We start from the raw sequence: 21,514 nt of genomic DNA on the forward strand, positions 1-21,514 counted from the left end.
AGGAGGCAAGGAGTTCCCGCCATGGGCCAGATTGGGATCGTGGTCCGTGGCCTCAGCAATCAGGAGTGCCCATGCCAGATGATGCGTTAGACGCGCTACTCAAAGGTGAACCGAGGAAGCGGCAGTCGCGCCTGCCAGGGCTCAAGGTGGCAGATATTTTAACCATGCCATCCGAACAGCAATCGCTAGTGAATTGGTTGCTGCGTCATTATGAAGCGAATGCTGAAACCATTGCCCAGAAGATCAATCAACCGCTGCCGCAAGTGCAATCGAGCCTGGATAACCTGATCCAGCAGGGATTACTTAAAACGATCAACCGTCAAGGCGCTACTCTTTATCGCGTCAAGCTAGCGCCGAAGTCGGGCCGACAAATGCCGACGGATGTCTGGCAGGTATTGGATCAAGACACTAAGCAGGCGAATGTCTTCATCTCTTACTCGCGGCGCAACAAGGAATTTGTGCAAGAACTGCACGGCGCGTTGGAGGCCACCAAACGCGAAGTCTGGGTCGATTGGGAAAATATTCCCGTCGCGGTGGACTGGTGGCAGGAAATTCAACTGGGCATTGAATTAGCCGATACCTTCGTCTTTGTGCTGAGTCCTGACTCTGTGTCCTCTAAGGTGTGTGGCCAGGAAATAGAAGAAGCTCTGAAGCACAACAAACGCCTGGTGCCCGTCATCTGCCAGGATGTGCAACCGGATCAGGTACATCCCGAACTGGCCCGCCTCAACTGGATTTTCTTACGCGCTCAAGACGACTTTCAACAAGGATTCAAAAACCTATTAGAAGCCCTAGACCAAGATTTAGACTACGTTCGCACCCATACACGCCTTCTCGTTCGGGCACTGGAATGGGATCGCAACGGCCAGGATGGTAGCTATCTGCTGCGGGGAGCCGATCTCGATCGCGCCAACCACTACCTCGCCCAAGGCAAAGATCAGGAACCGCGTCCCACTGCCCTGCACCATCAATATGTTATCGCCAGTGGCGAAGTCGAAGCCGCTGTCAGGGATCTCGAACTGAGACGCCAAAAGGCGGCGATGGCAGGGCAACAGCGGTGGTTGCAACTCGTCACGGCAATTTCGGTTTTGGCCGTGGCGATGGGCATCACTAGTTGGGGTCTATCGCGGCAGGCCCAAAGCGCCCAAAAGCGGGCTGAGCAAGCTCAACTCCGAGCCCTGAACCAGTCGGCGCAGGCGTTATTCCTGTCCGACCAACGGTTTGACGCCCTCTTGTCGGCGACCCAAGCGGGACAGCTCTTCCAATCTTTAGAGCCCGAATGGCAGACGCCTGAGCTGCGATCGCAAGTGCTCAGTGCGCTCCAGCAGTCGCTGTTCTGGATTCAAGAGCGCAATCGTTTAGAGGGACATACCGGCACCGTTTGGCAGGTCGCCTTTAGCCCCGATGAGCAAAAACTAGCTTCGGTCAGTGCCGATGGCGACATTCGCCTGTGGGGACTCGATGGCCAGCTCTTAAACGTGCTGGAATGTGACGGCTCCCCCTTGCTGGATGTCGCTTTTTCGGCCGATGGCGATCGCCTCGTGGCGGTTGATGATGACGGCTCGATACACTTATGGAGTTCGAATGGCATCCTACAGGGCACCTGGCAGGCCCACCAACAGCCCACCCGAGCCGTCGCCTTTGCGCCATCAGGCACCCAAATCGCCACTGCCAGCGAAGATGCCACCGTCAAAGTTTGGTCCACAGAGGGCGACTTAGTAGCCACCCTAGAGGGCGATATCGGGGGCTTTCAGGCGCTCTTGTGGACGGCTGACGACCAAATTATCGCCGGCGACGAACAAGGCAATATCTACGTTTGGGACGCTACCGGAGTCTTGATTAGCCAGTTCTCCAGTTCCTCTGAGGCGCTGATTGCCCTGGCCTTGAGTCCCGATGGGGCCACCCTAGCAGCCGTCGGGGACGATCGCCAGGTCAGGCTACACAATCTCGCCGATCAGTCCCTGATCCGCACATTCCCCGCCCACAACGGTGCCATCTACAACGTGCAGTTCACCCCCGATGGCGAACAGCTAATCACCGTAGGTGACGATAAGGTCATTCGCCTGTGGCAGCTAGACGGTACGGCATCGGCTAACCTCGTCGGCCACACGGGCTTGATTGCGGCGCTCGCCATTAGCCCTGATGGCTTGATGATCGCCACCTCTGGCGGCGATCACGCCATTCGATTATGGGATTTACAGCGCGATAACCTGCACCTGCTGCTGGGTCATCAAGACTCCGTTAATAGTGTGGCGATCGCCCCGACCGAAGACCTGATTGTCACGGGCGGGCGCGATGGCACGGTGCGTCTCTGGCAGGAATCGGGCACGCCCCTCAACACGCTAACCGGCCACGACAGAGCCGTCAATGCGGTGGCCTTTAGCCCCGATGGTGAACTCGTAGCCTCTGCGGGGGCCGATGGCACCGTGCGCCTCTGGCAAGATGTCCAGTCCAACACCCCGACCGCTCAAGTCCTGACAGGGCACGTGGGAGCCGTCAACAATGTCGCCTTTAGCCCCGATGGTGAGCTCGTGGCTTCCGTCGGCGAAGACCACACTCTCCGCTTGTGGCGACCCGATGGCCGCTTAGTGACCACCATCGAAGAAGCTCACCGAGATGGAGCCTTTGGCGTCGCCTTTAGTCCCGATGGGCAACAAATTGTGACCAGCGGCTGGGATCACCTGGCGAAAATCTGGCCCGTTGCCGACATCGACCAGGCCAAGCCGCAAATTTTAGCCGGCCACCAAGGGTGGGTGCTCGATGCTCAGTTCAGTCCGGATGGAGCCCTGATCGCCACCGCCAGTTACGACAATTCAGTACGGCTTTGGCAGGCCAGTACGGGCGAACCGTTGACCACCCTGCAGGGCCATAGGGATGGAGTGTTATCGGTGGCATTTACCCCCAGTGGCCAAAACATTGTTACCGCGAGCAACGACAACTCCATTCGCATTTGGGACCTAGAGGGTCGAACCGTCTCGACCCTTTCCGGGCATACCCAAGGCGTGAACGCAGTCGCAGTCGACCCCAAAGAGGGCTATGTGGTGTCCGCCAGCAGTGATGGCCGGGGCCTGATTTGGGAACGTGATGGCATTGAAGATATTGCCACCTCGCTAGCGAGTAGCTGTGACTGGCTAGCGGATTACCTCGCCCACAACCGCCAAGATGACCCGACGCTGCAGACGCTCTGCCAGGCACCAGAGGCCGATACAGCAGTCGGTACGGCGACAACCGTCACAGACACACCCTGAACTCTGTCTGAGCGATCGCGCTGAACGGCTAAAAACCTGCCCTCAATCCTCATGATCACCGGTTCTCCCCTGGGCATGAGGGACGGGGGAAGCGAGGCGCGGGGCGATCTGGCCTGTTGCGATCGCCCCGCGCCGATCAAAATTGCGAAGAACTCAGCGCCAAAACCGGCCCAGGCATTTTTATGTCGTCGCGTTTTATTGACTTATGTAACGAAGACTCATTTATTTGTGACCGACAACTCTCGAAAAACCCGAAAATCCACTGAAGCCAATACTTTTCGGGAGTGTTGCAAACTGTATCAAGCTTAACAACTCGTAAATTGTGTTGCCCCGAGAGCAGTGTATAAAATTCTGGAGGGCTTAATTCAGGAGCTGCAATGACTTGCAAATAACGCTCTCGGTTATAGCAAGCATTTAATTCCAAAGGACTGTCTCTCTTGTTACATCGATTTTTCTCCTCTTTGCTGCAAAGCAGTCTTTGTGTCAAAGGTTGAAGAAATGTCAAGAAAATAAGAGTCGACTGTTGCCTCTCTTTAAGATCCTCTCATATACGCTTTTAGGCAGCGTGAGCTGACTAACTGGCGATTCCAGTCAAGAAAGAACAAACCAAACTCATCTATTTAGGAGACTGAGTCTAATGTTTGACGTTTATTCCAAGGTTGTTTCCCAAGCTGACGCTCGTGGCGACTTCCTGTCCATGGATCAGATCGATGCGCTCCAGAAAACAGTTGCTGATGGCAACAAGCGTCTGGACTCCGTTAACCGGATCACCAGCAGCGCTTCCAAGATCGTCTCTGATGCCGCTCGGGCTTTGTTTGCTGAGCAGCCTCAGTTGATCGCTCCTGGTGGCAACGCTTACACCAACCGCCGCATGGCTGCTTGCTTGCGCGACATGGAAATCATCTTGCGCTACATCACCTACGCGGTGTTCACCGGCGACTCTTCCGTGCTGAACGATCGCTGCTTGAATGGTTTGCGTGAGACCTACGTTGCTCTGGGTGTTCCCGGTGCTTCCGTTGCCGCTGGCGTTGAGAAGATGAAGGCTTCTGCCATTGCGATCGTGAACGATCCTGCGAACATCACCCAAGGTGATTGCTCCAGCCTCGTTTCCGAAATCGGCAGCTACTTCGACCTCGCTGCTGCTGCGGTTGCCTAGTCTTAGGCCGTTTTCTGTGCTTAGCGCACGACTTTTCTCAAATTACCAAGACCAAACTTGTACATCTTTTAGGAGATAGTTCCAATGAAAACTCCTCTGACTGAAGCAGTTGCTGCTGCTGATTCCCAGGGCCGCTTTTTGAGCAACACTGAAATGCAGTCTGCTTTTGGCCGCTTGGACAAAGCTGCTTCTGGTTTAGAAGCTGCTAAGACCTTGACTGCCAAGGCTGATTCCTTAGTTTCTGGTGCAGCTCAAGCGGTTTACAACAAATTCCCTTACACCACCCAAATGCAAGGCCCCAACTACGCTGCTGATCAGCGTGGTAAGGACAAGTGTGCTCGTGACATCGGCTACTACCTGCGCATGGTCACCTATTGCTGCATCTCTGGTGGTACTGGCCCCATGGATGAGTACCTCATCGCGGGTTTGGATGAAATCAACAGCACGTTTGAATTGTCCCCCAGCTGGTACGTGGAAGCGCTCGGCAACATCAAGGCGAGCCACGGTTTGAGTGGTGACCCTGCTGTAATCGCTAACTCCTACCTCGACTACGCAATCAACGCTCTCAGCTAGGTTGCCCTAAATTGCCCGGAGGGGCAGACAGTTGTTAGCGCATTGTTAGCAGTTGTTTGCCTGTCTGGGCATTGTTGTATCTGAATTGCCTAAGGAGAACGGCCAATGGCAGTCACAACTGCGGCAGGACGTCTGGGAGTGTCTCCCTTTGAGGAGAACCAAAAGGTAGAGCTACGACAAAACTGGACGAAGACAACTGATATTGATGCAGTCATTTGGGCTGCGTATCGTCAGGTGTTTGGCAACCAGTACATCATGGCGAATGAGCGGCTCGTGAGTGCAGAATCGTTATTGCGACAGGGTGACATTTCAGTGCGCGACTTTGTGCGGGCATTGGCATTGTCTGATCTGTATCGCGAAAAGTTTTTTGCTTCGGGGCCGCAAAATCGCTTTATTGAGTTGAACTTTAAGCATTTGCTAGGGCGGGCACCCTACGGGCAGGATGAAATTCAGGCCCACGGGGCGATTTACCACAGTCAAGGCTATGAAGCAGAAATCAATTCTTACATTGATTCTGCCGAATATGCAGAAAACTTTGGTGAACACACTGTGCCCTCTAGCCGTGGCTATTTGACTCAGCGGAGTCAAAAAACGGTTGGCTTCACTCGATTCTTTAAGTTGTATCGGGGATATGCGACGAGCGATCGCTCTCAACAAGCGGGAGTGCGGGCTCGTCTGGTACAAGAGATCGCCAGAAACTCTTCATCCCCCGTGTCAGACGGTAGCACAGGTGTTGCACTTGTGGGTACCGGCGGCGGCAGCCGAGAGAAGCTCTACCGTGTGCGCACGGCTCAAGCAGCGGCCCCTGGCCAACTGCCCCGAGTGCGTCGCAGCAATACCGAATATCTGGTGCCTTACGAGCAGCTGTCTCGTAAGCTCCAGCAAATCAACCGTGCCGGTGGTCGGGTAACAAGCGTTACCGAGGCTTAAACCAGCACTCAAATCGGCAAACTGCCTCGGCGGAGCCTGAGACTTTTTACGGAAAGGTCTTATCGCTCTTCCGGGTCAGTTTGCGTATCCTGTTGTTTATGGAGGATGAATCCTATGCCGATTACTACGGCAGCATCCCGCTTGGGAACCGTTCCTTTTGAGGAAACGGGAAGGGTTGAATTACGCTCTAACTGGTCTGATGATGACGCCGAATTTGTCATCCGGGCAGTTTATCGTCACTTGCTCGGCAATGACTATCTCATGAAGTCTGAGCGCCTAACCAGTGCTGAGTCATTGTTGCGCAATGGTTATATTTCGGTGCGCGAATTTGTGCGGGCCGTCGCTAAGTCTGACTTGTATAAAACCAAGTTTTTTCATAACAGCTTTCAAACGCGCGTGATTGAGCTGCAGTTTAAGCATTTGCTGGGCCGCGCTCCTTACAACGAGTTGGAAGTGATTGAGCACCTCGATCGCTATGAGAACGAAGGCTACGACGCCGATGTCGATTCCTTCATCGATAGCGAAGAATATGCGGCTAACTTTGGCGAAAATGTGGTGCCCTATTACCGCAGCTTCGTCTATCAGGCGGGGCAGCAGAGCAAGGGCTTTACGCGCATGTTCCAGCTGTATCGTGGTTACGCCACGAGCGATCGCGCCCAAATGGGTGGCGGTTTATCAAAGCTCGCCGAAGAGTTGGGCCGCAACCAATCCTCTTCGATCAAGCCGCCCAGTTCGGTCGGGTCTTCTACCACCCGTAAAGGCAGCGTTACCCCCAAGCAAGCCTTGGGCGGCACGACTCCCTTTGGCGGTCAAGATAGCAAAATGTATCGCGTCGAAGTTGTGGGCATGGCCGGGCCAGGGTATCCCCGCATCCGCCGCACCAACACAGCTTTCTTGGTGCCCTACGAGCAGCTCTCTAGCAAACTCCAGCAGATCAACCGCATGGGGGGTCGGGTGTCGAGCGTGACCGCCGCTAGCCGGTAGTTGATTGCCGGTTACCCTGAAAATCAGGGTGGGCTATGTCCGCCCTGATTTGTGACTTAATTCCACTGTTTAGTACTGAGAAGAACAGCTTGCAGCGAACTCCTTAACTTACAGTGGAGATGCTGTTTTATTGCGTAGGAGATATCTCGACATGATGGGTCAACATGCCTTCGGGACTGCGACCGCTTCCCCATCTAAGGGGCGCATGTTTTTGTACGAAGTGACAGGCATGCGCCAAAATCAAGAAACTGACAAGAATGGCTATCCCATTCGTCAGAGCGGCAGCACTTTCATCAAAGTGCCCTACAGCCGCATGAACCAAGAGATGCAGCGCATCACTCGTATGGGTGGTGAAATTGTCAGCATCAAGCCATTAACTGGCGAATAGGTAACGGTTGGTGACCTACACCAATCTTTACTAACTCACCCTTTGGGGTTCTCAATCTTATTTTTGAGACGCCATTATGGGGATCTAGGGAGCCGAAAAACCAGTGTACAAACACCGTTTTCTCGGATTCTTTGAATTCCATAAGGGCGTCTCTTTATTTTGTCTTTAACTGCCTTTTTCTCTGATGACGGATATTGAAATCACAAGCGAATCGCTGACTAAAGAAGAGGCGATCGCCAACCTGCAGCAAACCGCTGACCCCAGCTTGCGATATTACGCAGCTTGGTGGCTCGGACGCTTTCGCGTCAGTGAGCCCATCGTGATTCAAGCATTAGAAGCCGCCCTCGAAGATACTGACAGTCGCTCGCCCGATGGGGGCTATCCGCTACGGCGCAACGCTGCCCGCGCCCTGGGTAAATTGGGTAACCCCCGTGTGGTGCCAGCCTTGACCCGTTGCCTCGGCAGCGACGATTATTATGTGCGCGAGGCGGCGGCCCAAGCCTTGGCCGAACTGGGCGACGTGCAATGTGCGCCGCAGCTATTAGCGCTACTAGCCGGGGGAATTGAAGTCGCGACTCAGGTGCCGGGCAAGCCGCATCTCACCCAACCGTATGCCGCCATCATTGAGGCGCTGGGCATGTTGCAGGTCACAGATGCTGTCTCTTTAATTGCACCTTTCGTTGAGCATGATTTTGCCACCGTCAAAAATGCGGCGGCCCGGGCCCTCTATCAACTCACCGGCAATACTCAGTATGCCGATCGTTTGATCACGACGTTGCAAGGCCACAGCCTGCAATTACGCCGCTCGGCCCTGATGGATTTGGGGGCCATTGGCTATTTGCCCGCGGCGGAAGCGATCGCCGCCGCCCTGACGGAAAATAGCTTGAAACTGATTGCCATGAAGGGACTCATGGATAATCATCTACCCTCAGATCAGGCGACTCCGCCGGAGCTGACACCCCGCGCGATTGAAGTGATGCAGCTCATGGACGGATTGCTTTAATTTGAGGTCTGCCGCCGCCGTCGGGGGAGCGCCTCCTGGCATATCCAGAAAATTCCAGATCGTTAACGGCTGCACCCTCAGCTCTACCCTTTCCATTCTCCACTCATCATCCCCATGCTTGTGACCGATTCCGCGAACGTTCAATCTTTAATTGATGCTGTTGACACGGCTGACTCTGCCACTGCATTGATTGGGGCGGTGCGATCGCTGGCGGCAGCCCAATCGCCAGCAGCCGTGACGACGCTGATCACTGTCCTCGGGTTCAATAATCCGGGGGCGGCAGTGGCGGCAGTGGATGGCTTAGTCGCCTTGGGTCAAGCTGCCGTTCCGGCTTTGCTAGAGCAGCTAGACGGGTATAACTACGGAGCCAGAGCCTGGGCCATCCGAGCCTTGTCAATGATTGGTGATCCCCGTGCCCTTGACGTGTTGATCGAAACAGCGCGGGGGGATTTTGCCCTCAGTGTGCGGCGAGCTGCCGCTAAGGGGCTGGGCGGCATTGATTGGGACGGGTTACCCGATGAGCGTCGAATCCCGGCACAGACCTTAGCGATCGACACGTTGCTAGGTGCTTTGAACGATCCAGAATGGGTGGTGCGTTATGCCGCGATCGTGGGGCTCTCCGGTCTGCTAGCAGTGCGGCCTCAGCCGGATGCAGCGGTGGAGAATGTCAGAGACCGACTGGCTAGTTGCAGCCGTGACGATGCCGAAGTTGTGGTGCGGGCTCGTGCCCAAATGGCGTTGATGCCGCAGTGACGTGAGGCCATCACCCCGGTGTGAGCAGGAGGTACTGCTGTCGTTGCAGCGATCGCACATCATCTAATGTGCAGTCTACCGTCGCCAAAATATCCTCGACCGTTTGTTGGCCAGCGGCTTTACCCGAGGCCACGAGAAACTCCCAGGGAGCTTGCTCCAGCGTCACCAGCTGGTAGTCCTGGTTGAAAAATTGGGGACTGTGTTGCCAACTTTCCAAACAGGGGCTCGGCTCAGGAATGGCCTTCAGCAAGGTGGCGTCGTCTTGCCAAGTTTGTTTGAGTAACGGGGGCCGCGCCAAAAAGAATTCGTAGTGGGTGACATTACCGGGGTCGAGCAGTTCGATCAGCCGATACCGCTCGCGATCGCTCAATCCCTGCGCCCGTTCCATCAGCTCCGGGGCACTGCCGACCAGGCGACTCAGATCCCAGGCCTGGGGGTTCGACAAGCCCACAAACTCCAAGCCAGACGCATCAATCAGATCAAACACAGTATTGATGTTGTAGTCGATTTCCTGAGGATGAACGTACATATCGGCAAAGCATTCATCCCGCTGATTTTCCAACGACCACCGCTCTTGCTCCCGCTGGCGGAGGCGATTATTTTCCGGTAAGTTGGCGAAAATCTGGCGACCGATCGCCACCCCATCGGTATAGTCGCCTTGGCGATCGCCTTGCAGCAGCGCGATCGCCTCCTGCATTAGCTTGATCTCCCAGCGGCCCAACTCCCCATAGACAAATACATGGAGCAAACCACCGGGAGCCAGCTTTTTCGCTAATGCCTGAATGCCGCCGACGGGATCGGGCGTGTGGTGCAGCACCCCGACGCAGTTGATCAGGTCAAATTCTCCCGCTAGTTGCTCCGCATCAAACAAGCTCAGGTGATGGAACTCGGCCCGCGTGGCTCCCGATTTTTGGCAGCGTTCTTTCGCGACGGCTAGCGCTCCGGCACTCAGATCGATGCCCGTCACCGCCGCCTCGGGGTTGAGATGCACCAAATATTCCGTACCGACGCCCGTGCCGCAACCCGCATCCAGAATGCGCACGTCTTCGCGGGGCGGTTTTTGTCCGGTGCAAAACGCATAGGCCGTGAGCCAGTTCCAGCGCCAGTTGTAGCCGGGGGGCGGTTCGTCTAACAGCGGTTCTGGCGGGAAAGGGTAGGTGTCGTAGAGTTTGGCAACGGCGGCACTGATTTGCTGGGAGTCTGACATGGATTGGCAATTCCTGGTGACGTGGCCTGTGGCCTGGAAGGATGTCGCGGGTTTTCGCCCCGCTCGCCCGGCGTGGCAGCCCCTGACAAATTTATCAGACGGTGACGACTGATACCGTCAGTTTACAAAGCTTCAGGCGTTACTCTGGCGGGGGCAACTGCGGTTTCGCGCTGCCGGTTGGGAGCGGTGTCATTAACGGGGCTGGACGCGATCGCCCCCATCGACCGATTCGGGATAAGCAATCTCGGTATCACCTGCTGTAAGGCCAATGGTCACTTCTGCGATCATGCTGGACGATACGGCTACACTATTTTCGGACAATGCGGGAGTAGGCCGAACAGGAAGGTGATGTCGTGCGCATGCTCAAAGAACTCGACATTCTGCCCGAACAATTGCTGGCTGAGACCGCAGAGCTGGACGATAATATTCGTGCCTAGGCGAATAAATATCACGCAGCGGGCGGGCCATCGACGGTGCTGCAAATGACGATGAACTATTAAGACGCGATCGCCAAGACTACTGATAGTTGATGATGGTCTTATCAGCTAGCTGGTCGCGCCTCATCTGATAGTCGGCTACTGCATCTGGTAAACGTTCCACTCTTGAATATTGAGCGGATTTAAAACGTTAGTAGCCTTTTCCACTTGTGTTTGAGTGCCTTCTAACATCAGCAAAAACTGACCATCGGTAACCCGATCTTGGTAGAGTTTGGCTTGTTTTTCCGGCACTCCCCAGCCGGCTAAGCCACCAATCAGGCCACCGCCCGCTGCGCCAGCAACCCCGCCGATGACTGCGGTGGCAAGGGCATTAGCAGCCACTGTGCCAAACAGCAAGACTTGACCAGCCCCAGGCAATAAAGCTAACGCCGTCGTCGCGACGCCTAACGCCTCTAGAGCCCCGAGCACAGCCCCGCCCACTCCGCCGACTGCGGCCCCAGTGCGAGCGGCAGCACCTGACTTATTGCCAACTGTTTCTTGAACCTGAACGCCTGACATAGGGGCATCGTTTTCTTGATCTTGCTTGGCTACGACAGACATTTGCTGTAGCGGAAAGCTATTGGCCTGTAAGGCGTCGATGGCAGCTTCTAACTGGGCTTTAGAGGCAAAAACGCCGACTGCATGTTGAATTGATTCGTGACCTTTCATGGGCATTGATATATTTAATTCATCCTTTTCAATCTCATTGATTAGGTATTTTTCCGCATCCCTCTAACAAAGGATTCTGAGCGATCGCGCCCGCAACTATCGGGACGTCAGGCCTCCCGTTGCCGGTTCTGGCAGCCCAGGGACATCAATAATCACGTCTCGCAGCATCTGCATCTGCACCTGCTGCATCCCCGGAATGGCTTGGTTGCGATCGCGCAAATGTTCCGGTGCCCGCTGGAGCTGCACAAATACATCCGCAAAGCGGTACTGCTCGTCATAGCTCTGCTGGGTCAGTTTGAAAGAATCGTACGCACTCAGCATCGCCACCACCTGGCCCCGCAGACGCAGGAGGTCGCGGATGAGCTTGCGATCGAGGGCGGTCATGGAGGCGTGGATGGAGATATGGGGCGGTGAGGGTGAGAATCGACGGGGCGATGGCGGAGGGAGAGGCAGTCATTTTTTCGTGTTAGGAACCTGGGGGGATGCTGATTGCCGGGATAAAAGAAATTCATCCCAGTCTCCGTTATGCGACGGCTGTTAGCCCCCGTGGAAAAGTCCCGATCAGCCCGATGATTAATCTCCTGAGAACTCGAAAAAACGCCTGATTTCTCGGCGCGACGGCAGCGCGCCAGGATGAGTGCAGGGGCCGGGAACTATGCTGAAAACCCTGGAGCCGCTTCCGGAATGCCCGGTGGCTGATTTGTAGACTGATACCTGAAGCAAACTGACGCTTTACCGTGCCATGAGGTTATCAACCATGCTTAACTTTCCCTCCCTGCTCCGCTACGGGCGATCGCTGCGCTGGCTGGGGTTACTGCTCGCAACTGGTTTCAGCGTGGTGAGCCTGTCCCTGGGGTCGGCGAGTGCGCAAGACAGTAACCGCAATCCGGGGAGTGATTCGGCCTTCTGCGTTGCCGATACCGAGCCGCTATCCGAGCCGGTGCAGGGGCGCAGCTACGGCGACCCACACATCAATACCTACGATGGGCTGCACTACAGCTTTCAGCTGGTGGGCGAATTCATCTTGACCCAAGCCGAGGATGCGGGCTTTGAAGTGCAAGCCCGGCAGAAAGCCGTGGCGGGTCGAAGTGGCGTTTCGTTAAATTCGGCGGTCGCCATGCGCGTGTGTGGTCATCGGGTCGCGATCTACGCTCAGGATATTCCCAATGGCGGCTCCACACCCGTGTGGATTGACGGCATTCCCAGCCCCTTTGAAGTGGACGCTTTGCCGCTACCCGGGGGCGGTGAAATTCAGCGCAACGGGGGTGATAATTACGCGATTATTTGGCCCAGCGGCGACCAAGTCATCATTCGCTCCATTCGCGCCGGGGGAGACACCTTTCTCAATATCATGCCGACCTTGCGCCGCGCTCAACCCGCTGACTGGGAGGGCCTATTGGGTAATTTCAATGGCTCGACTGACGATGATTTAATGGGCCGCGGTGGCTCCATTGTGCCCGCTCAGTCCACCTATAGTTTGGCGACCAATGTGATTGACCGAGCGCTCCCGGCAGTGATCCCCGTTCGCACGATCGAAGATAGCTATTTTGACATGCTGTACCGACAGTTTGGCGATAGTTGGCGCATCCAGCCGTCCGAGTCGCTGTTTGATTATCCTTTGGGACAGTCCACCGCTGATTTCACCGATACCGCCTTCCCCCGCCAATTGGTGACGTTGAATGGCGTGGCCCCGGCCCGGATTGACGCGGCGTTAACGACCTGCCAAGACGCCGGAGTCGATGAGGCGTTGTTGGATGGTTGCGTTTTTGATGTGGCGGCAACGGGTGACAACAGCTTTGCCAATGCGGCGGCGAATGCGATCGCCAACGCGGTGGTACAAGAGCTCACCGATCGCGTCATTGATGAAGTGCTGGACAGTCTGCCGATCCCCAGATTCCCGTTCTAGAAGAAGCTAGCCGCGCTCGACGGGGCTGGCGCAGCATCCACATTGAAGTCGCTGCGCCCAATTAACGGCGAACCAATCGCTGCTTTCGACTCCGCTCAATCAGCTAGGTTGCCTGCAAGGTCAACCGTTGAGGGTTGAGCGGAGTCGAAACCCGTCTACGAATAATGGTGCCTGTCCACTTACCAGGCCCCGTCCCCCTATCCCTTGAAAATTCCCCAGCGCTATGGCTAGGGGCGATTGGGGGCAAAACAAGGGCATGACAGCAATAATCGGGAAGAGTCAGACATAAGCCGGGTTCTGTTCTCTCAGACGAGCTGAGAGGGCGATTATCTATCTGGGACGGCTGTTACCAACCGCCTCTTGCGGTACACCTACAGCGAGACAGGAAAAAGACCAACCCTTGTCTCTGCGACCTTGCTCCCGACCGGGGTTTACCGAGCCAGCACCTCTCGATGCTGCTGGTGCGCTCTTACCGCACCTTTGCACCCTTACCTGTGAGCGATCGCTCCATCGGCGGTATGTTTCTGTGGCACTATCCTCACGGTCACCCGCACTGGGCGTTACCCAGCAAGTCTGGTCTTTCGGGAGCCCGGACTTTCCTCGGGCCAGCCATGCCAACCCGTAATCGCCTCGCTAGCTCTTCCCTATCCTTAGTCTAGAAGCAATCTCAGCGTTCAGAAAGCCGGACTTAGGAGACACTGTCAGCAATTTTCGCCGGCGAGCCCGTTGTCGCAATAGTCTGTCACGGGGGCCGGGATTTCCGATCGGTTTATTGCAAGTGACTGCCATTAAGGCTATGATTCCATAGAAGAATTACTCTCAGCTGTCTCGGTTGTCTGAGGTGGCCGAGGGTCCTAAGCCTTGGAGCATATCAGGTTAGTGCAGTTGGTTTTCCCTTTTCAGGCCAAGCGATCGGTCGTCATTTCCGCCACAGTCGTTGCGCTTTCCGCGATCGCCCATAGCGCCATCTTCTGGGTGCCAATGCCCCAACCCCAAGCCACAGAATCGGTGGCGACAGGCACCGGGCCGGACGAATCAGCCCCACATGACGAGATTGACGTGGTGATGTTGCCACAGTCCGAACCTCCCCCACCGCCGCCGGAATCAACGACCGAGGCAGCGCCTTCGCCCCCGTCTCAGCGAGCAGCATCCCCCGCGCCTGCCCCCTTGTTGCCAACAGATGTCATCGTGGAGCCCGTCGCGCCGCCCCCAACGGCGGCTAACTTGCCCCCGCAACCGATTGATCCACCCGCGATCGAAGACCTACCCGTAGCGGACGGGGATAACACTCCAGCCTTTGCCCCACCCACCCATGACGGTCCTTTGTTGAGTTATGGTGAGCAATTTCCCCATTTTGAGGGAGCTACGAGTGGCTGTTTGGGCCTGGGGGAATGCCGCCAAGTGACGGGGGTCGGGACCTATCGTGAGGTCGCGGATTCGCTCATTGCTGGGTTGGAAAACCAAGGTTACGGGGTCGATCTGCGGGATGACCTTGAAGATACCGGGCGCAATGTGTACGAACTGACCCCGCCCGGTGACGGGGCGGCGAAGCAATTTTTGCTCGTGTTTCAGGGCGCAGAGATTGGCTCCGCGATTTATGTCATGAGTCCAGAAATTATGACCCTTGACCAGTTAAAGTCCCTCGCGGCGCAGGTGGCAGATCCTCGTCAAGCGGTGTGATATGGCTGATCTGACGATTCCTAAAATGCGGGGACGGTCTGCTCAGCGACCCCGGTCATCACTGCGGGTATCGGGGTGGTCGCTGGGGGTTTTGCTGATTGCGCTATTGATTTCGACGCCGCTGCTCTCTGTCCTGTTTAGCGCCCTCTATGCGGGTGAAGAGTCTACGGGCGAAGTCTGGCAGCACCTCGCGTCCACAGTGCTGCCGAGCTACATCTTCAATTCCCTAGGGCTGATGGTAGGCGTGGGCCTTGGCGTGCTGATATTGGGCGTCAGTACCGCCTGGTTAGTGACCATGTGTCGTTTTCCGGGCAGCCGCATTTTTGAATGGGCGCTGTTGTTGCCGCTGGCCGCCCCCTCCTATCTGCTGGCCTATACGTACACCGATTTTTTGGAGTATTACGGCCCGGTGCAAATGGGGTTGCGAACCTTGTTTGGTTGGGAAAGCGCCAATGATTATTGGTTTCCCAATGTGCGATCGCTGCCAGGGGCGATCGTCCTGTTCAGCCTGGTGCTGTATCCCTACGTTTACATGTTGGCGCGGGTAGCCTTTCAGGAACAGTCACTGTGCACGCTGGAAGCCAGTCGCTCACTCGGGTGCAATCCCTGGCGGAGCTTCCGTACGGTGGCGCTGCCGTTGGCTCGTCCGGCGATCGCGGCCGGGACGGCCCTCGCGCTGATGGAAACCTTGAACGACTTTGGCACCGTGGAATATTTCAGCGTACCCACCTTTACCACGGGCATCTATCGCACCTGGTTTGGCATGGGAGAACGACTCGCGGCTACCCAACTCGCCAGTGTGTTGCTGCTCTTCATTGCCGTCCTGATCGTGTTGGAACGGTTTTCGCGGCGACAGGCCCGGTATTACCAAGGGTCAGGCAGTCAGTCCAGTGTGTCGCAGTTTCAACTGAGGGGAGTGCGGGCGATCGCGGCAATGTTGACCTGTACGCTGCCCATTGCCCTGGGGCTGCTGCTGCCCGCTGCCCTGCTGGCATGGATGACCCTCACGAATTGGCAGAAATCGCTCAATCGCGAATTTTTGGAACTGGCCAGTCACAGTCTGGTTTTGGCGGGGGTGACGGCCGGGTTAGGCATTGTGCTGGCCTTGATTTTGGCTTATGGAGCCCGGCTGCAACCGGGACCAGGCGTGCGGTTTGGGGTGCAGGTGGCAGCTTTAGGCTATGCCGTACCGGGGGCGGTGATTGCCGTCGGCATTCTTGTGCCCGTCGGTCGGTTAGATAACGCCATTGCCCACCTGGCAGACCAGTGGTTAGGGATTTCCACTGGCCTGCTGTTGAGCGGCACGGTGGCGGCGCTGGTGTTTGCTTATTTGGTCAGATTTTTGGCGATCGCCATCAGCACCGTACAAGCTGGACTCACGAAAATTCGCCCGACCCTGGACGACGCCTCCCGCTGTCTGGGCAACACCCCCACGCAAACCTTGACCCAGATACACGCCCCGTTGCTCAGCGGCAGTTTGCTCACGGCAGCGGTGCTGGTGTTTGTAGATGTGATGAAAGAACTGCCCGCCACCATGGTGATTCGCCCGTTCAACTTCGACACGCTGGCAGTGCGAGTATTTCAATACGCCTCGGACGAGCGGTTGGTGGATGCGGCCGCTCCGGCTCTCGCCATTCTCGTGGTCGGCATCGTGCCGGTGATTTTGCTCAGCTACCGCATCACCCGAAGTCGCCGCTATACGGATGCAGACTAGCGGGTTCGTTTACCAGGGCATTCCATAACTTTGCCATGGGCCTTGTTCGCCATAAAGTTTCCAACACCTCATTCACGACTCATACGGTTTTAGGCTTGCCATGTCCCGTATGCACATTCGGCTTATGGCAGTACATAGCCCAACAAGCTTCAAAGAATATCAGCTCTGATGTGGGACATTTCAAAACTAAATTGGGATGAAATAGCCCTACCTCACGAAGTACTTTCCCCAGCATCATCAGTATCTGTTGCACTTCAAATTTGAATTGGCGCATTATCGATCAGCATCCTTGATAAAGGCTCAAAAATCTAAGCAGTCATTCCCATTTTTCGTAACCAACGATAATGAGATAATAATCCTGACCGAAAAGAACGATGCTGGTTATATCTCACTCCATATTCTCGACAAGTCTGCTCCACGACTTTAGAAATTTCAGGATAGTTGACATGGCAGATATTAGGAAATAAATGGTGCTCGACCTGAAAATTCAAACCACCCAGAAGCCATGTCATTACATGGTTATTTCGAGAGAAGTTTACTGTTGTTTCGATCTGATGCACTGCCCACTCTTTCTCAATGAGATTCAACTCGACAATTGGTGATGGAAAATCGGCGGCTTCGACCACATGCGCTAGTTGAAATACTACGCTCAGCACTAGCCCTAAGGTAATAGCGACTAATCCATAGCTGGCTAAAACTTGCCATAGCGTGTGAACGGATAATGGAATCGCAAAGGCAAGCACGAAGAATACTAGTTTACCGCCCAAAAATATGGCTAGATTGCTGGATTTAGGACGTGGATAGCGGCGATCGCCAATTTTGCCCGAGATCAGAGAATAAAAATCGTCATAGAAATGCCACTTAATCGCTAACAATCCATACAGCAACCACAAATAATAGTGTTGCCAACGGTGGAAGGCGAAGTGCGAATGAGAAGGAGCAAGTCGCCCAAAAATCCCCACATTCAGATCCATGTCATGATCAGCAATGTTGGTATAGGTATGATGGAAGAAATTGTGCTTCCAATGCCAAATATAAGAACTACCGCCAATCAGATCTAAACTCATTGCCATGAGCTGATTCACCCATCGCACATCAGAATAGGCGTGATGGGCACCATCATGTTGAATCCCAAAACCAATGCTTGCTGTAACGGCACCAAGCATGATGCACAAAGGAATGACCTGCCACCAGGTCTGAGCAACCCAAACTAATAGAGCATATAACCCGAAAAAACTCAGCAACAAGATAATGGTTTTTGCATACATTTGCGGACAATCCCGCACCTTGCGATCTGGATTTTGAAAAAAATCGTCAACCCTTCGTCTTAATTCCGTCTGAAACCCACTATTCTTAGTAAACTTTATTTTTTTTGCAACCTCTTCTCCAAGAACCACAGACTGATGAGATTTATCGACTTGCATCTTTTACTGTACCTAGCTCTCAACTATTGATATCTTGAGTCAGCGTCCAAGCATCTCTTCTCCCTAAATTATTTAAGCAAACGCGACGTCACAACATGGCATTGATCTGTTTTAGAAGCTTACGCTCGAGTGCATATCATCCGGTTTCAGTTTTGAAATGCCACAGATGAAAATCTGGCTATCGCCAGTTAGACATTACCTATCGGGACTCTGCTCCCAATTCCGATGTGTGGTATTCCAAAACCAAATTGGTATCACCCAGCCAGTCACTGTCCTCAGTCGAAATGTTACTTTCCCGCTAATCCCTCAGGCTCTAGCGCAAGTAAAAAATCGGGAATCTCTAAAACGTGCCAATACACCAGGGCAGTGACGATAACGGTATACAGCGTCGAACTCCCAAACCCAATCAGCAAATCTCGTTGAGGATGCCGCCGCTCGTCGGCCAAGAAGATATCCGTGGCGCCAAACTGCATCATGACCATTCCCAAAACGTTCGATAGCCAATAGCCCGCGAGCGTACCGGGCACAAACCAACTGGGGTGCAGCCAGCTAATCGCATAGCCGACCACGATCGCGATCGGCAGATTAAAAAACACATCATTCCACCAGGACAGGGGCGACAGCATATAGCCGACGCCAACGAGCAGACCCCCACGCAAGTTTTGTTTGAGCGACTTCATCGCGATCGCGGTTCCGGTTTTCCTTAGTTACCTTACCAATTGGTTGGCCACAGCGGAGATGCTTCAGGCGATGACCGACATTCATTCAACAACGGCGAAATCAGACCACATTCAAAAAGGGACTGGGTGAACCAGTCCCTTTTCTGCAAAAGCTTTATCGGAGTTCTGTGGGCTAAATGCCTTCTTCGTCCACGGTGATTTCTTCAGTGGCTTCAGGCGTCGTTCCCCCCTGCTGCTGCAACGCCTCTTGTCGACGCTGCAAAAAGTCTTGGGCCTCATCGCCCAACACCCGATTTTGGTACTCAAAAAACTCTTGGGCGTTCATGCTAGGGGCGGCCATGGCATCGAGAATGAGGTCGTAGGGACTGGAGGAGTCGCCAAAGAGATCTGCGCCGTTATCATCCGTACCGACGCTGCCAAACGCTTCAGCATCAGCAGTTTGAGCCGAGGCGTGGCCCATGACGATACCGCCACCAAAGGCCAGCAAAGAGCCAGCGACCAAGCCTGTCAGAATTTGTTTCATCGAAAACATCATGGTTCACTCCTACAACACCAGCGGTGCAATGCGGTACGACCTACGCCCTACCTTAACAAAGAATTTTGTCGGGCGATCGCCCGCCTTATGCGATTCTACGACGTAGCAAAGGCTGGATAAGTGCCAGCGACATACCGCAAAAGCCGATTAACACTGCCAGCGCCACCGCCATGGTGACGCCGCCAAAGGGCGCATTCATGACGACGCTACCGAGGCCCCAGTTGCCTGGGTGCAAATAGATATACCGAATCGGCTCGATCGCATAACTGAGCGGGTTCAAGCTAGCCACCACCTGCAACCACGGTGGCATAAAGGAAAGCGGCACCAACGCCGTGCTGGAAAACAGCAGCGGTAGGTTGGTCACAAAGATCACGGCAATCAACTCGATGTGTCCCGGTAGGGCAAAGGACAAACCGAGGCTCAACGCCGTGACGCCCAACACCAGGGTCAGCACAATGAGCACCACCAACGCCAACCCAGCGGGATCGGGCAGGCCCGCCCCCAGAACCGCACTCAAGCCAATAATCGCCGCCGTTTGCACCATGCTCATGGCGGCAATAAAGATGGCTGACGCCGCCACAATGGAGTAGCGAGAAGCCAACGGGGCGACTAAGAACCGATTCAAAAAGCCAAACTCCCGGTCAAACATGACGGGCAGACCGGCATTCAACGCGCCGCCAAACGCGGTAAATACGATGATGCCAGCGCCCAAAAACTGCCCATAGTTGCGACTCTCGCCGAACAAGCCCTCGGGCACATTTTGAAACAAGGCCCCAAACAGAATCAGCCACATGACGGGTTGCACGACGCCCGCCACCAAGGTGGACGGGCGGCGCTGGAGCTGAATGAACAGCCGCCGCGTCATAGCACCCGTCTCTTGCCAAAACTCGGGAGAAAATAAGCCAGGAGTCGCCGTCGGGGCCTCATCGCGGCGCTGCGCCTTCCACTGCCGCAATTCGGGATTATCCAGCGACGATTGGGGTTTAGGGGTCAGAGTGGTGCTCATAGGAGTCTCTAAAACTTGGGGTGAAGTCGTCGATTGTCAATACTGTCCGCCATCTGCCTGTATCTTAGCGGGGCGTTAGCGGCCAGGGGCGAGATCGTTAGCTGCCTTTCATGGCCTGTTTGCGTTCCGCTTTGAGGTCACGGCGGCCGGCGGCGGCAATTTCGGCATCCATCAGGGTGCGGCCCGTAGCGGCCAGATACACATCATCCAAACTGGGCCGCGACTGAGAAATGCCAAACATGGGTAAGCTGGCCTCTTTCAACGCCTGCTGCACGGTCATCAAGGCATCGGATTGGGCGGTGACGACCAGATTCAGGGAGTTACCCTGGGCTTCGTTGACGATCACCTCTTCCACGCAAGAGAGGTCCTGCAGCAGGGTTTTGGCCTGGTCGGCTTCCGCATCGGGGGTGAATTCGCGAATGCGCAGGGTAATGCGATCGCCCCCCACCCGGTCTTTCAACTCACTCGGGGTACCGACGGCAATGACTTTGCCCTGGTCGATAATGGCGACGCGATCGGATAAGGCGTCCACCTCTTCTAAATAATGGCTGGTGAGCAGAACGGTGGTGCCCGCCTCGCGCAACTGGCGTAAAAATTGCCAAACTGCCGAACGGGTTTCGATATCCAACCCGACGGTGGGTTCGTCCAGCACGAGCACATCGGGCTGATGGAGCAGCCCCATGGCTAAATCCAACCGCTTTTTCAGACCACCGGAGTAGGTGCCCGACTTTTTATCGGCCCAGTCGGTCAGCTCTAGCAGGTCGATCATTTGCGCAATGCGATCGCGGGCCACTTTGGCCGGCATATGATATAGCGCTGCTTGCAGTTGCAGCAGTTCGCGCCCGGTCAACACCTTATCCAACGCCACATCTTGAGCGATGTAGCCCAGCCGTTGACGGGCCAAAGGTGGGTTGTCGAGCACCGAGTCGCCACTGATTTCGACCTTGCCCGCATCGGGAGTGCTCAACGTGCAGAGGCAACGAATGGTCGTGGTTTTACCCGCACCGTTCGGCCCTAGCAACCCGAAGATTTCTCCGGGCTCGATGGTGAACGAGACGTCCCTGACGGCTGCGACATCGCCGTAGCACTTTTTTAATCCTTCGACTAACACCGCTGGCGGCATAGGCTCACCCATTGGTTCCACTGCAAGGTTACGTTACACAGCCTATTCTACCGAAGTCA

At 55.2% G+C, this 21,514-nt stretch carries 19 protein-coding genes, 1 other RNA gene and 1 pseudogene; 12 read left to right on the forward strand and 9 right to left on the reverse strand.

What is annotated here, in order from left to right; translation table 11 throughout:
• Nucleotides 1–71: 71 nt before the first annotated feature.
• The 8 genes from JUK32_RS12970 (at nucleotide 72) to JUK32_RS13005 (ending at nucleotide 9,035) form a co-directional block, all read left to right on the forward strand.
• Nucleotides 72–3,248, forward strand: coding sequence for a TIR domain-containing protein (locus tag JUK32_RS12970; RefSeq protein ID WP_204139278.1), 3,177 nt, complete (start codon nucleotides 72–74; stop codon nucleotides 3,246–3,248).
• 637 nt (nucleotides 3,249–3,885) lie between these two features.
• Nucleotides 3,886–4,404 (forward strand): phycocyanin subunit beta, encoded by a 519-nt coding sequence (locus tag JUK32_RS12975; protein WP_204139279.1) that lies wholly within the window; start codon nucleotides 3,886–3,888, stop codon nucleotides 4,402–4,404.
• 84 nt (nucleotides 4,405–4,488) lie between these two features.
• Nucleotides 4,489–4,977 carry a phycocyanin subunit alpha gene (cpcA, locus tag JUK32_RS12980; protein ID WP_204139280.1) on the forward strand — a complete coding sequence of 163 codons (489 nt, stop codon included), beginning with the start codon at nucleotides 4,489–4,491 and terminating at the stop codon, nucleotides 4,975–4,977.
• Nucleotides 4,978–5,082: 105 nt separating this feature from the next.
• Entirely contained in the window at nucleotides 5,083–5,907 is an 825-nt protein-coding gene (locus JUK32_RS12985; RefSeq protein WP_204139281.1) for a phycobilisome linker polypeptide, read from the forward strand.
• A gap of 114 nt (nucleotides 5,908–6,021) precedes the next feature.
• Nucleotides 6,022–6,891: a phycobilisome linker polypeptide gene (locus JUK32_RS12990; RefSeq protein ID WP_204139282.1), complete on the forward strand. Its 870-nt coding sequence runs from the start codon at nucleotides 6,022–6,024 to the stop codon at nucleotides 6,889–6,891.
• A gap of 151 nt (nucleotides 6,892–7,042) precedes the next feature.
• The gene (locus tag JUK32_RS12995) at nucleotides 7,043–7,279 is read left to right on the forward strand and encodes a phycobilisome linker polypeptide (protein WP_204139283.1); all 237 of its coding nucleotides are present in this window, start codon (nucleotides 7,043–7,045) and stop codon (nucleotides 7,277–7,279) included.
• Between the two features lie 184 nt (nucleotides 7,280–7,463).
• Nucleotides 7,464–8,282 (forward strand): HEAT repeat domain-containing protein, encoded by an 819-nt coding sequence (locus tag JUK32_RS13000; RefSeq protein WP_204139284.1) that lies wholly within the window; start codon nucleotides 7,464–7,466, stop codon nucleotides 8,280–8,282.
• 114 nt (nucleotides 8,283–8,396) lie between these two features.
• Entirely contained in the window at nucleotides 8,397–9,035 is a 639-nt protein-coding gene (locus JUK32_RS13005) for a HEAT repeat domain-containing protein (protein ID WP_204139285.1), read from the forward strand.
• A gap of 10 nt (nucleotides 9,036–9,045) precedes the next feature.
• Here the strand turns inward: JUK32_RS13005 and JUK32_RS13010 are convergent, their stop codons facing one another.
• Nucleotides 9,046–10,242 carry a bifunctional 2-polyprenyl-6-hydroxyphenol methylase/3-demethylubiquinol 3-O-methyltransferase UbiG gene (locus JUK32_RS13010; protein WP_204139286.1) on the reverse strand — a complete coding sequence of 399 codons (1,197 nt, stop codon included), beginning with the start codon at nucleotides 10,240–10,242 and terminating at the stop codon, nucleotides 9,046–9,048.
• A 344-nt stretch (nucleotides 10,243–10,586) separates the two neighbouring features.
• Between JUK32_RS13010 and JUK32_RS28715 the strand changes: the two are divergent.
• A pseudogene (locus JUK32_RS28715) lies at nucleotides 10,587–10,679 on the forward strand (hypothetical protein); the annotation flags it as partial.
• Between the two features lie 138 nt (nucleotides 10,680–10,817).
• Here JUK32_RS28715 and JUK32_RS13015 read toward each other — a convergent pair.
• Both JUK32_RS13015 and JUK32_RS13020 read right to left on the reverse strand, forming a co-directional pair.
• A complete protein-coding gene (locus JUK32_RS13015) occupies nucleotides 10,818–11,387 on the reverse strand; it encodes a general stress protein (protein WP_204139287.1) in 570 nt (189 codons plus the stop codon).
• A 96-nt stretch (nucleotides 11,388–11,483) separates the two neighbouring features.
• Nucleotides 11,484–11,771 carry a hypothetical protein gene (locus JUK32_RS13020; protein ID WP_204139288.1) on the reverse strand — a complete coding sequence of 96 codons (288 nt, stop codon included), beginning with the start codon at nucleotides 11,769–11,771 and terminating at the stop codon, nucleotides 11,484–11,486.
• A 373-nt stretch (nucleotides 11,772–12,144) separates the two neighbouring features.
• Between JUK32_RS13020 and JUK32_RS13025 the strand changes: the two genes are divergently transcribed.
• Nucleotides 12,145–13,293: a VWD domain-containing protein gene (locus JUK32_RS13025; RefSeq protein WP_204139289.1), complete on the forward strand. Its 1,149-nt coding sequence runs from the start codon at nucleotides 12,145–12,147 to the stop codon at nucleotides 13,291–13,293.
• Nucleotides 13,294–13,564: 271 nt separating this feature from the next.
• Here JUK32_RS13025 and rnpB read toward each other — a convergent pair.
• Nucleotides 13,565–13,934: RNase P RNA component class A (gene rnpB, locus JUK32_RS13030), an RNA gene on the reverse strand.
• Between the two features lie 244 nt (nucleotides 13,935–14,178).
• Between rnpB and JUK32_RS13035 the strand changes: the two genes are divergently transcribed.
• Both JUK32_RS13035 and JUK32_RS13040 read left to right on the forward strand, forming a co-directional pair.
• Nucleotides 14,179–14,973 (forward strand): hypothetical protein, encoded by a 795-nt coding sequence (locus tag JUK32_RS13035; protein WP_204139290.1) that lies wholly within the window; start codon nucleotides 14,179–14,181, stop codon nucleotides 14,971–14,973.
• A 1-nt stretch (nucleotide 14,974) separates the two neighbouring features.
• Nucleotides 14,975–16,687, forward strand: a complete 1,713-nt coding sequence (locus JUK32_RS13040; RefSeq protein ID WP_204139291.1) for an iron ABC transporter permease — start codon at nucleotides 14,975–14,977, stop codon at nucleotides 16,685–16,687.
• A gap of 308 nt (nucleotides 16,688–16,995) precedes the next feature.
• Here the strand turns inward: JUK32_RS13040 and JUK32_RS13045 are convergent, their stop codons facing one another.
• From JUK32_RS13045 to JUK32_RS13065, 5 genes are all read right to left on the reverse strand, one after another.
• Nucleotides 16,996–18,111 (reverse strand): acyl-CoA desaturase, encoded by a 1,116-nt coding sequence (locus JUK32_RS13045; RefSeq protein WP_204139292.1) that lies wholly within the window; start codon nucleotides 18,109–18,111, stop codon nucleotides 16,996–16,998.
• A 287-nt stretch (nucleotides 18,112–18,398) separates the two neighbouring features.
• Nucleotides 18,399–18,791 (reverse strand): hypothetical protein, encoded by a 393-nt coding sequence (locus JUK32_RS13050; RefSeq protein ID WP_204139293.1) that lies wholly within the window; start codon nucleotides 18,789–18,791, stop codon nucleotides 18,399–18,401.
• A gap of 172 nt (nucleotides 18,792–18,963) precedes the next feature.
• The gene (locus tag JUK32_RS13055; protein WP_204139294.1) at nucleotides 18,964–19,323 is read right to left on the reverse strand and encodes a hypothetical protein; all 360 of its coding nucleotides are present in this window, start codon (nucleotides 19,321–19,323) and stop codon (nucleotides 18,964–18,966) included.
• An 88-nt stretch (nucleotides 19,324–19,411) separates the two neighbouring features.
• Complete coding sequence (locus JUK32_RS13060; RefSeq protein WP_204139295.1) at nucleotides 19,412–20,332, reverse strand: ABC transporter permease; 921 nt, start codon at nucleotides 20,330–20,332, stop codon at nucleotides 19,412–19,414.
• A 97-nt stretch (nucleotides 20,333–20,429) separates the two neighbouring features.
• Nucleotides 20,430–21,455: an ATP-binding cassette domain-containing protein gene (locus tag JUK32_RS13065; protein WP_204139329.1), complete on the reverse strand. Its 1,026-nt coding sequence runs from the start codon at nucleotides 21,453–21,455 to the stop codon at nucleotides 20,430–20,432.
• Between the last annotated feature and the right edge of the window lie 59 nt (nucleotides 21,456–21,514).

Source organism: Halomicronema sp. CCY15110, from assembly GCF_016888165.1.
GTDB lineage: Bacteria > Cyanobacteriota > Cyanobacteriia > Phormidesmidales > Phormidesmidaceae > Halomicronema.